The organism is Bremerella cremea (assembly GCF_039541315.1).
Classification (GTDB): domain Bacteria; phylum Planctomycetota; class Planctomycetia; order Pirellulales; family Pirellulaceae; genus Bremerella; species Bremerella cremea.
Genome location: NZ_BAABFZ010000005.1, coordinates 1,346,639 through 1,361,854 on the forward strand (window position 1 = coordinate 1,346,639; position 15,216 = coordinate 1,361,854).

A 15,216-nucleotide genomic window follows, 5' to 3' on the forward strand; every position below is an offset into this window, starting at 1 on the left:
TTATTTATCTAGCTAGGTGTGCCTCTAAAAGCCCTCGCCAACTTCGGGCCACACTTTGCGCCGTAGCTAGTTCACTTGCCGACTGGCCCCTTTTCTCGAGGAGCTTTTCCACCTCGCCATGCTCGGGCGACAGTGCGGCCAGTTGGTCGCCAAAGTACTCGAGGAACACTCCTCGATGATTCGTTTCGATCAACCAGCTTGCGCGGACGCCCAGTTCCTTGGCAAACAATTCCCAACCTTCCCGTTCCACGGAAAAGTTCCAGCCATGCAGTATTGCCATCTCTTCCCAGAACGCGCTTTGCGGGTCGCCTTGCGATAACCGTAGTACGGCGAGCAACGCCACGGCAGCGCGATCGAGTTGTTCGGCAATGTGCATTAGCGACAAAGTGTGGATGGCCATTTCTGCCATCTGCGTATCTGGTAAGGCATACGACACCGTTGGAGATAACTCTTCTAGCAAGCGGACCTCTGGCTGGTCGTTTCGCATCTTGGCGGCCAGCATTCGCTTGAATCGCTCTCGTCGTGACACAGATGTTGTCTGGACCGGTCCAGGCAGTTCGCCTTGCTTCCCCAATTCATACAGACCTTGAAGCGCCGCTTCGTCGCGGAGCACGTTCAGGGCGGTTCGAATATCATTGGTCTTGATCGCCCGAGCATAGAGAGCACGACGCTGCATCAGGTGCCGCCCCATGAGTTGCTTCTGATCGCGGTGCGTCTGTTGGGCAAATCTCTGATAGGCGCGTTCCTGATAACGACGTAGTTGGCGATCACAGACTCCCCAACCCTGTGCCTCGGCGTATTGCCGAATCTCCTCGAAGTCACCTCCTACGAGGATAATTCGAAGGACTTCGTTAATTCGCCGTACCACGGTGGCTTTGTCCGATTTGACGATCACTTTACCTGGATTGCTCATGATGCTGCGTGTTGGCACTCCGCTTTTTGCCCCGTGAATTTCTCCCACCTCTGCACGATGACATCGCAGTAAGGTGGATCGAGTTCCATCAGAAACGCCTTTCGGCCCGTCTGCTGACAACCGATGAGTGTGCTTCCGCTGCCGCCAAATAGATCGAGTACGTTTTCCCCAGCTCGGGAAGAATATTGAATCGCACGCACGGCCAACTCGACCGGCTTCTCGGTAAGGTGGACCATCGCCGTCGGATTGATCTTCTTCACCCGCCACAGGTCGGTCGCATTATTCGGCCCGAAATACTGATGGGCAGCCCCCTCTTTCCAACCGTAGAAGCTCCATTCGTGGGCGCCCATGAAGTCTTTCCGGGTGAGAACCGGATGCTCCTTATCCCAGATGATTGCCTGCGAGAAGTACAATCCATGCTTCTTCAGGACTGGTGGATAGTTCCCACAGTTGGCATACCCTCCCCAAATGTAGAAGCCACGCCCCACGTCCAGTACGCGGGCCATGTTGCCGAACCAGGCGTCGAGCAGTAGATCGAACTCACCGTCACTCACGAAATCATTGGCCAGCGGTCGGTCTTTAGCGCGCATCTTCCGCGGTGGGGATTTATCCTGAGCCCCCTTGGCATGGGCCTTCTTGGTGAAGCTCGAATTGCCTGCAGCGATCGCGTTGCCAGAACGAGGTTCAACTCTCACGTTGTAGGGAGGGTCCGAATTCACCAGCTGAATCGAATGGCCATCCAACAGGCGATCAACATCCTCCTCTTTGGAAGAATCACCACACAGCAGTCGGTGATCCCCCAGGATCCATAGATCGCCTGACTGGGTCGTCGCTTCGTCCGGCGGCTCCGGTACGTCATCCGGATCGACCAAACCGTCCCCCACCGATTCTCCCAGGTACTTGGTCAGGTCGTCCGGTGTGAATCCCAACAAATCGAGATCAAACTCCAGACCCTGCAAATCAACCAGTTCGATCCTCAACAGATCTTTGTCCCACTGGGCGATCGAGGCCGTTTGATTGTCGGCAATCCGATAAGCCTGGGCCTGCTCCGGAGTCAGTTCCTTGGCGACATGGACCGGTACTGACTCAAGTTTCAGTTGTTCGGCCGCTTTCCAGCGCGTGTGCCCCACAACGATGACACCATCGCAATCGACCACGATCGGCTGGCGAAAGCCGAATGCCTGGATCGACTTGACGACCGCGTCCACAGCCTGATCGTTCTTACGCGGGTTCTTGTCATAAGGACGAATGTCCGACAGCTTTCGATGTTCGATTTTCATGATTTCATCCATGGGGTTATTGGCTGACGATGCGTTGAACAAAGGTGCCGCTTAAGAGCAACGCGAGGAAGAATGAGAAAGAGTCGAGAGCGGGCACAGGCCCATTCCAGCGCGATGACGGTGCACGATGGCGGTGTGCCATCTGGTCATGACGTTCGTCCTCAAAAAGCGGATGAATGCACTTATAATCTGCTTCTGCCGAACCTCTGCTGAACCTGCAAAAGTTGCATAACTAATATCTACACAGCAACTTAGGCGTGCAGTGATCGATAGAGTGCCGAACCTCTGCCGAACGTTATGCCGAACCTTGCAGGACGTGCAAATGCTGGTCAGTCCAAGACTTAGCGCTGAGTGCCGAACGTTGCCGAACCTAATCCGCAACCGCCCTTCACATGCGTGTGTGCGTGCATGCGTGGGCGCGTGTACATGTGTGGAGTTACTTGTTGAGGTTCGGCAGGTTCGGCAAACGTGACGCATCTTGTAAGTGCTCCTAAACTTAGGTGTGCCGAACGTCCGTGAATTCGAGGTTCGGCACAGGTTCGGCAAACGGTCAAAGGTTCGGCAACTTATCGGAGATTCCGACTCGGTATACATTTCCTTTACGCTCCTGACGCCGGATAAACGTGGCTACGCGACCATCTTCCAGGTCGAATTGCTCTGCGACGTACCTTCCTGCGAGGCCGCCTAATTTCGTGGCTTTCGATCGGGGAGTCCCATCTCCGAGTTCGTCCTGGAGAATGCTGTGCTTGTCGCAGTACTCGACCAACTCCTTGGGTGTCCAAGTTCCCTGAGGATGATCTGCCAGAGCTTCGACCAGGTCGCTGAACTCACGCCGTGTATCATCCAACTGTGTCGCTGCGTCCTCGCTGTTGGCCAGGAAGTCCGGTTCACCACAGGCCTCGAGGATGCCACCCACGATGTTGCCCCAGCCGCGTTTGTTGAAGCGGGAGTGGGTCGTCGCCGGGGGCATGCCAGACGCTTTCCAACGCTCGACCATGCCGATCAGCTCGCCGAGTAGTTCCAGGCGATGTTCCTGGGCAAACCCTTCTGGGTCAGCGATTGAGAACGTGCGACGTTCCGGATTCCCCTCGTGTAGCAGATTGACGATCACGCTACGGGTAACAAGATCGCGGCTCACATCGGGCGAGTTAGCCGTCAAACAAAAGATGTGCGCGTTCTCGGCCCGGATATCCTGCGACTGCCCCAAGAGGCGAAACGAAAGAACCGCATCCGTGATACTACGTTCCAAACAAGCCGAATCAATGCGTGGGCTGCGACCTTTTGCCTTGGCGTTATCGATGATAATCGTGGTCGCGCCACGACGGACGATCGATCCGAGCCGCTTCTCGAACTCTTCGTCGTTAGGGTTGTAACTGGCCGTTTCGACCGATTGACCATCGCGCAGAATCGAGATGATCTGACCGAGGACCGTCTTACCCAGGCCTGGCTGATTCCCGTTGAACAGAACCGCAGGCTTCGAGCCAATGAACCGCGGGACCAAGATCGCCGTCAGCAGCCTACCGATGTAGTTGGTTCGGTCTCCATGCGTCTTGAAGCAAAAATCGCGGAGCAACAGATCGAGGTGATGTGTATCCTCGCGTGGGGCGACTTCAGGCCCGGCATAGTAGATTTCAGAAGTGGGATCGTAACCTGGCGTGGTCAGCCGCCAATCATCTGTGAAGACGGGATTTCGAGTGAATAACTTAATGTTAGGCAGCCGCTGACGTTCACCTGGGTGGTGAAGCCACGTGTTGCCGTAGGCCGTAGGAAGTGGCTTGTACTCTCCACCTTCGTCTCTGATGAAGTAGAACTCGGCGTAATGGTTAAGTAGCCCTCCCAGTTCGGCACAAGACAGGACAGTAGCAATCGCCTGTTCGCGAATGATCACTAGCTGGTCGACGCGGCTATAGCAGCCACCCACTTTCAACAGCAGATTCGTGATGCGACGCATCGTATCGCCAACCGGTGTGTACGCCGGATCAACGCGTATGGTCGGACGTGCGTCGTCATCCGACGGTGCGACATCTACATCGTCTGAGGGTATATTATCGAAGTCTTCGTCCGTTGATGGAGTTGCTTTCCCCTGGGACTTCTTCTGCAGCTTTTCATAGACCTCGACGCGAGCCGTCTCCTCGGCGTTCATCCAGGTGTGGTCAAAATACCTGCGGCCCTGCTCGGCGAATTTGCCAACCGATTCCACCTGCCGCCAGACCTCCTCTCGGTCGATGCCATGACGCACGGCATAACAGCACAACGAGAAATCGGTTTCCGATCGACGTCCCGCTTCGGCTAGGCAACTCGCAGCAACGAGCTCTGCCAGCTTATCCGCCTTCGACACAGTCATTTTCCGCGGCTGGGGCAACGGCATCGTTTCGATCTGCTTGGCCCGCTGTGAGTCAGGCGATGCAATTTTCAGCGGTTCGAATACAGAGAGTGGATATCTGCGCGTCGGGTCGCATTCAATCAATTGAGTGGGAACTGGCTCACAACCTTTACGTTCATTCTTCCGATTCATAGAACCAGGAATTCGAAGCAGACGCGATAGGTCGATCGTGTGATCGCCACCGACCTGCTGGGCAACGCCTGCGAGAACGTCCTGAATCAGCCGGGCTTTAGGGCTCAGTTTGGACAATTGTCGGTCGATGTCGAGGTAGACATGCTCACCATCCAGCACAATGTACTTGCGAGGTTTTCTCTTCCCTCCCGGCAGCTCGTTCCATTCGTTTAACACAGCAGGTGGGTCGCCCACATCATCAATGAGATAGGGCTGATCGAGCAGCCAATAAAGATGTACTCCATTCCCGGAGTGAACCACGATCGACGGATTAGGCAGCGATGACTTGTCTAAACGTGCGCGAACCTCGTCGAGGGTGGCATGATCGATATCACACCACAGCGTCCGAACGGTCCTGATTTGCCAAGCCAGATCGTACTTGCCGTCACCGCCTAATCGTGGACAAACTCCGAAGTAGAGATTTAGCCGATTTGTTGCGGACCTGCGAAGCAGCCGCAGGAGGTTGATTTCCAGGTGGAGATTCGTCGCATTGGGATACCGCGTATTGTGGTAGTCGACTCGGCTATGCTTCTTCCCGCCTTCATCCCAGGACTCAATGGGCCGAAGTAGAATCTCGTCTTGCTCGCCGAATAGTGTGGTCAAGAACCGCGTCGCGGTTTTAACGTTTTCGAGCATATCGCCTGGAGGTTGATCTTCCTGCGTGTTTGATTCCATTCAATCGAGCCTCCTGAACCTGGCTAATGGCCTGTCGAACTAGGCCGCTGTTGGGACCGGCATCTCGGCGATTCGCTTCACCAGAAAAGCGTCCGGACCAAGCTCACGCGAGACAAAGCCCACAAACAAACGGTTGAAGTTGATTCCAACCTTCGTTCGTGCATCGATAACGCAAGTACGCTCGTCTGCATCGAAATAGTGAGCCGCATCCATCCGCGTTTGCGACTCGCCACACAGGCTTTCGCATCCCCAAATGGCTAGAAGCAAAGCGGCCTCAATGTCGTCGCTGGAGACGTCGTTTTGGAACTGGTAGTGGTAGCCTTCTGTGCTCATGTTTCATTCCTTGCAAATGAAAGTTTCCCTATTTCTTAGTAACCCGGTTGCGCGACGAAATGACGATCATTTTTTCAAATAGTTCGCCAATCCGAGCTCCTCGAACCGGGACCGAATTTTGCATATCCAAGAGTGGATCGTGGTACGCGGAACGTTCATGTCCTGAGCGACTTGCGTGATGGAATTTTCCATCAGTCTCCGGCAGAGCTCCCGATGGCGTTCGTCCTCCAGAACCTCGATGCATTCGTTCACGTCCATGTCGAGTTCGACTGACTCGTGCGCGCTGCGAGGCTCTTGGCCTCGACGTGAGGGAATCTCGTGGCCCTGCAGAACGGCTGCCAGATCCAAAGGCCGTTCGTCCTCTAAACCGATCACACAATGAAGGGAGACCGTACGGCGATGATCACGCTTGCCAGCGGTTCGATCCCGGATGAGCGTGGCGATATGCCGATGGATCGTCTTGGCCACAAAGGCCTTCCACTTTGGACATTCGGGATCAGCCTGATCTAGATAGCAAACTAATATCTTGAGAAGCGACTGCTCTACGTCTTCTCGGTCTGCTTCTCGAAAGCCATACCGGCCTATTAGCTGGCGTGCACGCTTCTTTACGAAGCCAAGTGTGAACGAGTCGATCGACTTCCCATCCACCTGAGGAAAACACTCCATCGTTTTGCGTTGCGTCATGGCAACAATTCCTTTCGAGCGAGAGTTCCACCCCGTGCCAACGCACGGTTACAACCCCCGGCGGAATTGCAGCAAATCAACTAAAAAAGCCTGCGGGTCGACCTAAGTCACTGTTCCGCAGGCTTTTGCAATTTCTGTTTGTTCGAGTTGCAGTTGCACGAAATCATGCAAAGTGCATTTTTGCTAGGTTTGCGCACCGCTACTGATAGGACTTCTGAACTTCATGATCTGCTCCAAATCATCTGCAACTTCCCAATAGAGACGAAGTTCCCGAGCCGTCGTATCGTCAAAGCAGCGGGTCACGTCATAGGGCTCAAGACCAGCAAGTTCTCCCAGCTCCTTCCTCGTTGGCCGAGGTAGTTGTTCGGCGGCGCCGTTGGCATCTAATGTGGAAAATGCATGGTCACGCGCATCGCGAAGAAACCGGATCAGTTCCTTCGTGAGCATCTCAATCTTCCGAGTTTTCACCGCGCGCTTCCTTATCGGACGAATTTTCTTACGCTTAGCTCCAAGCCCCGCTTGATCAATCCTCCCTTCGATCTCCTCGATATCAAGAATCAACCTTCCAGCCTCGATCCAAGTCGCACCCTCAAGCGGAATAACTAAATTGCCTGCTACTTCATGCCACCGGGTTGAACCGCTCTGGTTCGGCGCAAACACGATCGCTTTCTTGTTTCTTTTCAAGATCTCCACCGCATCACTTTGGTCACTTGAAAACGACCGAACGAACCACACATAACGAGAATACCCCGCCCAATTGGCTCGTCCGATCTTCCACAGACAATTGGGCACCTGCTCATCCAGCGCCAAGTTCAGACCACCGAAGAAGGCGCGCAGCATGGCAGTCGTATCGATCTCCCATCGCTTGAGCCGATCTGGATGGACGCGCTCTAAGCCGCAGTCTCCGCAGTTGATGTAGCCAATGAGACCGCCACCGCGATCGGAGATGTACTCCACCTCGTAGCGGCGGCTACAGTCACAGCAATTGGCCGAACCAGCTGACTCGATTTCACGAAGGAGTTGATACTGCTCAACGAACGCCCAGTCTTCACTCTTCCAGCGGATCATCTCGAAATCCTGAAAAACTGGCGTCACACTCTCCCATCGAGACAGCAGCGTATTTAGGAGGGTCGGCAAGGTCGATATCCCACTTCTTGAGGTACTTTTGAATCAACTCAATGCGTTCGGGCCTGGCGTTTCTCAGAGAGCATGAACGTGGATATCCAATGTCAAAACTCTGTCGGCCATGCTTGCGACCATCTAGGGGGTGAAAGACAAAGCAGAACGAGGCTCGAGTCACCTGCCACTGAGCGAGTGGTCTCTCCTCGATCTGGATAACCTCTTGGATCGCCTTGCCAATGGTGTCGTTCGGGTCAGCGTCATCGATCTTGATTTCGACTTCTCTCCCATCAACGAGGCTGGATAGACGCAGCTTGCGGATTCGCACGCTGACTTTATCCGCAGGCTCAACCGTCAAACCATCAAACACATACTTCAGTCGATCGAGATCGTACGCGGCGTCAGGGTCATAGTCGTTGAGTTTCCAGTGCAAGATCGACTTGGCGAAGATCTTCTCAAGCCGTTCTTTAACCGGCTTGTGCAGCCCCTTGGCAAATAACTCGAGCGACTCGTGTTTCGGATCGTACGCGAACACGATCGATAACGTTGTCCGGATTGACTTGGGGGCGAGGTGCCCTTCCTTGTCGTGCACCAACACACTGGAAACGAAGTCGTCGGGATAGGCGAAGAAGTAGTACAGGTCGCCACGCTTCAACCAGTCGACGGTGCAGTCTTTACCGCGGCCCTGTTCGCGAAGTAGGTCCGTGATCTCTTCCTTCAGATGCTCGAGCGCTGGATCGGAAGTGTCTGGTGAATCATTGTTGGGCAAGTCTGTTCGCTTCCGCCAGAACGACATCTGATCGATTTGGAAAAGAATCTGGCCTTTGTCGAAGATGCCGGGATAGTGCAACCAGACCCACATCGTCCGGCCCCAGATCCCGAGTTCCTCAGGTGCTTCATTCACGATACCTGGCAAGCTGTAGTCTCTAGCCGCCTGGAAGAGAACGGTCAGTCCAGCCTCCGACGCAAGATCTGACACGCTGTGCAAACCGCTCTCGATTTCATCTCGATCTCGGTCGTCGAGCAACTGAACGTACTTGAAGACTGGGCCAACATCTCGTTCTTTCTCACCGTCCCATTCTGTTACAAACTCGACATGGCCAAGTCTGACCAAGTATTCCCGCAACAGTCGGTTCGGAACCATCCGCAAAGTGGTTAACAGCGAAAATGGTCGTGTAGCCATTGTGCATTTTTACCCTCACTCCATCGACACAGGCGTTCCCTTGCCAAAGCGCGCAGTGTTCCAGGACGTAACGATGGCGTCTTGAAGAACATCCTGTACGCAATGCGACTAAATCGAATTAATTAGGCAAAGAAAGCAGCGTAGAAAGGCGTGCGATGGATGGTTGCGGCATTGAAACGGGGAGAGCCGCAGATATCCCCGGAGCCCGTTCGTCCCGGCACCGGATAACCTCAAGAGTGGACACATGTCCAGATAGCGAATCCTATCATAGCGACGCCGCTAGCAGGCACAACCCTTTTTACCTGAAAAGATCCGCATCGATTTTCTGGGGCCTTCTTTCGTCATTTCGGGCCTCGACTGGGTTGTTAACGGAATAAGGAAATCCTACCCGACCGTTTGTTCAGCATAGAAATGGAGGTCGTCGTGCCGTCGCCGCTTCCGGCCCAAGAATCGACACCAGACCAACGTCGCGCAGAGATCGTTTGCCTCTTGGCCCGAGGTGTTCTGCGCTATCGGCAAACTCTCCTGTCGAACTCGGAAACTTCTCCCAACGACCGCTTGAGTTCAACGACGGAATCTTGCTCTCTGGACACTCCTGTTGACGCACCAACTCTCAACCCAGGAGAAAACGCATGATTCTGAACATTGATAAAGAGATCGCCGCGATGGAGCGGATGACCGTCAACCAACTGCGTGAAAAGTATGACGAGGTCTTCGGCGAACCGACCAACGGTAGGCACAAGCAATGGCTGATCAAACGGATCGCCTGGCGGATGCAAGCCAATGCCGAAGGTGGCCTCTCTGAACGTGCCCGGCGCCGCGCGATGGAGTTAGCCAACGATGCCGATCTGAGGGTCACCATGCCAAGGGCTAAGAAACCGAAACCTAGCACCGAGGCGATAACTGTATCCGCGCCATCCAAGACCCAGCTAAGTACCCACCTCCTTCCAGGCATGCTCCTACAGCGCGTGTACAAAGGCCACACGATCCGCGTGAAGGTTCTAACCGACGGGTTCGAGTGGGAAGGCGAACGCTACAAATCGCTCACCGCGGTAGCCAAGGCAGTAACTGGCAAGCACTGGAACGGATTTCACTTCTTCGGCCTTCGTAAGAACGGAGGTGGTAGATGAACCAACGCGTCAAACCACCGTGCAAACCCAAAACGATCAAATGTGCGATCTATTCGAGAAAGTCGACCGAGGAGGGTCTCGATCAGGACTTCAACTCTCTCGACGCCCAGCGGGAAGCGGGTGAGGCCTACATCAAGAGTCAGCTCCACGAGGGGTGGGTATGTCTCCCGGACCAATACGACGACGGTGGGTTCACCGGCGCGAATATGGAACGCCCTGCGCTCCGGCGTCTATTGGCGGACATCGAATCGGGCAAGGTAAACTGCGTGGTCGTTTATAAAGTGGATCGCCTCAGCCGGAGCCTGCTCGACTTCTCCCGGATCATGGAGGTCTTCGATAAACATCAGGTTTCCTTCGTCAGCGTGACCCAGGCGTTCAACACAGCTTCCTCCATGGGGCGGCTGGTCCTCAACGTGCTGCTCTCCTTCGCCCAATTCGAACGCGAGATGATTTCGGAACGTACCCGCGACAAAATGGCCGCAGCTCGCCGCAAAGGTAAATGGTCCGGTGGGACGCCGATCCTGGGCTACAACGTCGAGAACACGAAGTTGGTCATCAACGAAGCCGAAGCACGACGGGTTCAAGAGATCTTCGGGATGTACCTGGAACGGAAGTCACTTTTGGCTGTAGCCGGGGAACTCCATATTCGCGGTTGGCGGAACAAACTTTGGAAAACCAGACGCGGAACCGAACGAGGTGGTCGACGATTCGACAAGGGGTCGCTCTATGCCCTGCTGACCAGCGTGATCTATATCGGCAAGGTTCGCTACAAGAACGAGATTCACGACGGCGAGCAGGACGGGATTATTGACCCAGAGACATTCGCCAAGGTTCAGAAGCTGCTGCAGAAGAATGGCCAGAGTGGAGGCAGGGCGGTTCGGAATAAGCACAACGCTTTGCTACGAGGAATCCTGAGATGTGGGTCCTGCAACTGTGGAATGAGCCATTCCTACTCGCAGAAGAAAGGAAGCCGCCTCTATCGGTACTACGTCTGCCAGAGGGCCCAGAAGAGAGGCTGGAAGCACTGCCCGGCCCCATCGATACCTGCGGGTGAAATTGAGCGATTCATCGTCGATGAGATCAAGGCGATTGGGCGCGATCCCCAGGTGATTGAAGCGACGTTGAAAGAAGCACGAATTCAGGCGGAGAACCAATCCCAGCGGCTCACCGTCGAACGTAACGACCTTCGGGGCGAACTACGCGAAGCACACGCCGAACTATCGCGAGTGGCCGCGACGGTTGGTCCTGGCGACGCTCGACTGGCAAACGCTCACGACCGGATTGGTGATGCAGAGCGGCGACTGACCGAGGTTGAAAATCAACTGGCCATGCACGCTTGCGATTTAATTGACGAGGCCGAGGTCACTTCAGCTTTGGCCGACTTCGACGCCGTATGGCAATGCCTGGAGCCGCACGAACAGATCCGAATCGTCGAGCTCTTGATCGAGCGAATTGAGTACGACGGTGAAGCGGGTGACGTTTCGATAACTTTTCGGCCCAGCGGGATTCGGACCTTGGCGAGTGAATTGGCGACTCGATAGGAGGTGGCTGTATGACGACAATTAAGCGGAAGGTGGATTTTAATCCGCGTGGACGCGGAAGAAAGCGTGATGCGAAACCTTCAACTAAGGGCGGTCGTGTGCCACGTGTGGCCCGGCTCATGGCGTTGGCGATTCGGCTCGACCATTTGATTCAGAGCGGTGAGGTTGCCGACCAGGCGGAACTAGCACGGGTGGGGCATGTGACTCGGGCGAGGCTGACTCAGATCATGAACTTACTTCTGTTGGCGCCGGATATCCAAGAGGAAATTCTGTTCTTGCCGGTAACGGAGCGAGGGAGGGATGTGGTAACGGAGCGGGATCTGCGGCCGATTGCAGCAGCGACGGAATGGGAAGGACAACGGAAGACATGGAAAGAGATACTGCAGTAACTTTTGATCTGCGCCCGCACAAAGTCACTGCGTCGATTTCACTTGGCGCCTAGACAATTTGCATCAAGAGACTAAGCGAATCTGATCGCCGTGTCGGATCAACGGCGACGCCCAACCTAAAGTGGCCCTCGTGCTGCAAACGTTGACGACCTTATTAAACAGTCGCTTGACGAGAGGTTATTACGCAGTCATTTTGGCATGCGAGTTTATTGCTGAATTGCTTGCGTAGACCTCAATAGTCGAATCAGCAAGTGACGACATGCCAAAAACCATGACTGAAGTGGAATGAAACACAAAAAAGCTCTACGCCGTTCCCAGCGCGACCGATGCTGCACTTTATTCTTGAAAGGACTCCGTTATGGCTCGCCGTAGAAGCGAATCCGGGTTCAGTGAGGCTGACCTTCAAGCGTGGGTGAACGACAACCTCTCAAGTCTTCTTGACCTGCTCGGCAATCTGGATGACGTATCCGCGAAACTACGTCAACGCGTTGAAGATTTTCATTCCACACCAAAGCCACGGCTCATTGACTCTATTCGGGATGCCTTAATGGCCACGCTAGATCAAAAAGTCTTGCAGACTATTTCGGCTTTAGAAGATGGATCGGAACTCATTAGTTTGGGATGCGAATTTACTCTTATCGAAAGCGGTCTTCCCGGAAGAAGTCCTGCGGCCGATATTCTTGCGTTACAGTCGTCAACGGGCGCCTATGCGATCGTAGAAGTAAAAAAATCAGCATCTGTAGCCCGGCAAGCAATCACAGAGTTGAGTGCATACGGGCAAGGCCTCGGTAACCGCTATTTGGGGCTCAATAGCTTCGACGCGATCTGGTTGATTGTCAGTACCGACTACCGGCCGACTCTGCTCGAAGCGATTGCATACCAGATACTGGTCGCTGATCGATGCATACTTCCAATCCGGGCCAATGTAATAGCTAAAGACGGAAAGATTGAGGAAGTCGCACTCGAGATCGTCGAAGTGGATCAATTCCCGAAGCAGTATTCGACAGATGCTCTCTTTTCCAGAGCAGTCTTTGATGGCGTAGCTGTGAACTTCGCAGAGAAGGTGACGTCGCCTGAAGTTGCGCTCCACTTCATATCGAACGCTTGCACACGATTGGGAGCTGCGGGGTTTTGCTTTCAGGTACACGCATCTGAAGTACAGGAGAAGGAGTACATGTATCCACATGGACTGTACATTGGAGCCCTCAATCCTTTTAAACTTTATCATCTGTCAGCTCAGCTGCGTGACCTCGTCGAGGGTGGTTTCGAAAAGCGAGACTCTGAGGAGTATGAGAAATGTGTGTTTGCTGGCGTCCACGAAGACTTCGATGTCGACCTCCGTACGTTTGAAGTTAAGTGGACGCCTCGTTCCGTAGATGAAGATAAGACCGAGGCGGGCGACGGGTTAAATTTCGCTGGAATTCCCTTCGAATATTCGCTTTATGAGTTGTCCATTCGGGATACAAACTCGCTCAAGATAGTGTTCCAGTCGATTTTTGAGCAGTTGACGGAAATGCACACAGGGGGAACGGGTGCGGAAGTCGGGGGCACGGACTTTGCAGCGATGTTCTTCCCCTACGCCGGTAGACCGACCTACCGTGAGGACAACATATCGGCGATACGGTACTTCGGTTTCCTGCACGACGTTGTGGTCCACATCGCACAGCAACTTTTAAGGACGGATCCCGACTTTGAGGGCATGACGTTAGCTGACATTTACGAATCACCGCGGCTGCTCCTTAAGCTTATCTCCATCGGTAAAACCGACAATCACGGCAACATCCAACTCTAGCTCTACTCGTGCAACGCTCGAAAGTAGCATAGCAGTATCGCGGAGACCGTCTGTCAACGTTGTATCATCTTGCGAACGCAACCATGTTTGTGACTCAACGGCCCCTGTTCAAGCCGTGAGCGTGGGAGTTCTGGGACGAGCTGCGAACAAGGAAGGGGTGCAGTGACGTGGCGGACGCACGTAGTCGTGTGCCCCAACTTATTGCGTTAGCGATTCGGCTCAACCAGTTGATCCAGAGCGGGAGAGGTCGCGGACCAGGCGGAATTGGCGCGGGTCGGTCATGTCACTCGAGCGAGGCTGACCCAGATCATGAGTCTGCTGCAGTTGGCGCCAGATATTCAGGAGGAGATCTTGTTCATGCCGCTGACGGAGCAAGGCCGAAACTTGTTAGCTGAGCGAGACTTGCGGCCTATCGCAGCACTAGCGGATTGGCGTTATCAACGAGCAACTTGGACCGCCATTCTGCAGTAACTTGCCTCAGAATTCGCAAAGACTGCAGAGATAAAGCCTGCCGTGTTTAGGGCTAAGAAGTTGGTGAATACTTCAAATTCATCGGACTTCGCCTCTCGAGAACAATAACTCGTGCTGCATCGACTTGCCCACTATCTACCCACTTAACGTAACGTTTGGAAAAATCATCAACGGAAACAATTCCCAGCGTTCCGCCGTAGACTGGCACGGAAGTGAGGTTACAACACGTCTATCAAAGCTGTATCGAAGCGGTACGAAAAAGTCCGCAGTAATAAACTCTCCTCTAAGTACGAATTGATAAGTACCTTCAAAGTACCAATTCAGCTTGTTGCCCATGTTAACATCGTCCGGATTTGGGGCCGGTACAAGCGACTTTTCGTCGGGAGGGGACAGCATTATCTGAAAGTATTCGAAGGTATAAAACGGAATCCGTACTGTTTCTTCAGCGGAAAGCAGAGGGATCTCAAGCACATGATTGGGAGTTGGAGCATGCTCGCCAGCTGAAACAGAACCGGAGCCTACGCTACTTACCGTCCACGGCGTCCGGTCCGGTTTGGCAATGATCTTCGTGCCAGCCTTTTTGGAAGGTTCGCCGTAAGTATAGACGGCTTCAGGGAGCCGCATGTTCATTTGTATGTTGTGAAACTGGACACGATTAGGATTGCAAAAGGTCAATTCTTGCTCTCGAAGCAGTTTGACATGGTCAGCGTCAATTGCCTCCAGCTTAGAAATCAGACGCAAACCTTGGCATGTTGTGATGCCGATTTGTGGGAGTTTTGGAATTGTTTCCTCGGCGGCGATCCAAGCCTCGTGTTCTGTTCTCCAGCGAATCAAATCTTCCGCTGAAAGTGGCATCCAGTCTTTATCAATTTTGTCACTACAGTTGCTACAAAGCCAGATTCCATTCTCAATACTCTTGCGTTCTTCCTGAGTTTGATTGGGATCGTAACGCGGTCCGCCAGGCGAGGCCGCGCAGATGTGGCACGCCTTTCCAGTGATGAGTGCCTTGTTTGGATCAGAATGTGGCCCCGCAGTTAGTCGCCGGCAGCTTGCGTTAGTGCAGAAGTATGCGGCACGTTGTGCAAGCGTACGAATTGTTGGCTTGGAGAAATCGTCTCATGGCATCCCGCAATCCCTCGTTTTAGATGAATG

General features: G+C 53.9%; 13 protein-coding genes. 5 read left to right on the forward strand and 8 right to left on the reverse strand.

All coding sequences use genetic code 11. The annotated features are described in order from the left end of the window. Positions 1-4: 4 nt before the first annotated feature. The 7 genes from ABD890_RS22340 to ABD890_RS22370 form a co-directional block, all read right to left on the reverse strand. The gene (locus ABD890_RS22340) at positions 5-913 is read right to left on the reverse strand and encodes a hypothetical protein (RefSeq protein WP_345094729.1); all 909 of its coding nucleotides are present in this window, start codon (positions 911-913) and stop codon (positions 5-7) included. Further along, positions 910-2,193 (reverse strand): DNA modification methylase, encoded by a 1,284-nt coding sequence (locus ABD890_RS22345; protein ID WP_345094731.1) that lies wholly within the window; start codon positions 2,191-2,193, stop codon positions 910-912. The genes ABD890_RS22340 and ABD890_RS22345 overlap by 4 nt, the downstream gene beginning before the upstream one ends. 550 nt (positions 2,194-2,743) lie before the next feature. Continuing rightward, on the reverse strand, positions 2,744-5,422 hold the full coding sequence (locus ABD890_RS22350) for a hypothetical protein (protein ID WP_345094732.1): 2,679 nt from the start codon (positions 5,420-5,422) through the stop codon (positions 2,744-2,746). A 39-nt stretch (positions 5,423-5,461) separates the two neighbouring features. Further along, positions 5,462-5,755, reverse strand: a complete 294-nt coding sequence (locus ABD890_RS22355; RefSeq protein ID WP_345094734.1) for a hypothetical protein — start codon at positions 5,753-5,755, stop codon at positions 5,462-5,464. Between the two features lie 66 nt (positions 5,756-5,821). Beyond that, positions 5,822-6,439 carry a sigma-70 family RNA polymerase sigma factor gene (locus tag ABD890_RS22360; RefSeq protein WP_345094736.1) on the reverse strand — a complete coding sequence of 206 codons (618 nt, stop codon included), beginning with the start codon at positions 6,437-6,439 and terminating at the stop codon, positions 5,822-5,824. Between the two features lie 183 nt (positions 6,440-6,622). Then, the gene (locus ABD890_RS22365; RefSeq protein ID WP_345094738.1) at positions 6,623-7,507 is read right to left on the reverse strand and encodes a hypothetical protein; all 885 of its coding nucleotides are present in this window, start codon (positions 7,505-7,507) and stop codon (positions 6,623-6,625) included. Continuing rightward, positions 7,488-8,537 (reverse strand): hypothetical protein, encoded by a 1,050-nt coding sequence (locus tag ABD890_RS22370; protein WP_345094740.1) that lies wholly within the window; start codon positions 8,535-8,537, stop codon positions 7,488-7,490. Before ABD890_RS22370 ends, ABD890_RS22365 begins: the two co-directional genes overlap by 20 nt. Positions 8,538-8,540: 3 nt before the next feature. Between ABD890_RS22370 and ABD890_RS22375 the strand changes: the two genes are divergently transcribed. From ABD890_RS22375 to ABD890_RS22395, 5 genes are all read left to right on the forward strand, one after another. After that, entirely contained in the window at positions 8,541-8,717 is a 177-nt protein-coding gene (locus tag ABD890_RS22375; protein WP_345094742.1) for a hypothetical protein, read from the forward strand. A gap of 656 nt (positions 8,718-9,373) precedes the next feature. Then, positions 9,374-9,871, forward strand: coding sequence for a DUF2924 domain-containing protein (locus ABD890_RS22380; protein ID WP_345094744.1), 498 nt, complete (start codon positions 9,374-9,376; stop codon positions 9,869-9,871). Then, a complete protein-coding gene (locus ABD890_RS22385; RefSeq protein ID WP_345094745.1) occupies positions 9,868-11,412 on the forward strand; it encodes a recombinase family protein in 1,545 nt (514 codons plus the stop codon). Before ABD890_RS22380 ends, ABD890_RS22385 begins: the two co-directional genes overlap by 4 nt. Before the next feature lie 11 nt (positions 11,413-11,423). After that, positions 11,424-11,801 (forward strand): hypothetical protein, encoded by a 378-nt coding sequence (locus ABD890_RS22390; RefSeq protein ID WP_345094747.1) that lies wholly within the window; start codon positions 11,424-11,426, stop codon positions 11,799-11,801. Positions 11,802-12,159: 358 nt separating this feature from the next. Next, a complete protein-coding gene (locus ABD890_RS22395; RefSeq protein ID WP_345094749.1) occupies positions 12,160-13,593 on the forward strand; it encodes a hypothetical protein in 1,434 nt (477 codons plus the stop codon). Positions 13,594-14,199: 606 nt separating this feature from the next. Here ABD890_RS22395 and ABD890_RS22400 read toward each other — a convergent pair. Beyond that, positions 14,200-14,919, reverse strand: coding sequence for a hypothetical protein (locus ABD890_RS22400; protein ID WP_345094750.1), 720 nt, complete (start codon positions 14,917-14,919; stop codon positions 14,200-14,202). Positions 14,920-15,216 lie beyond the last annotated feature (297 nt).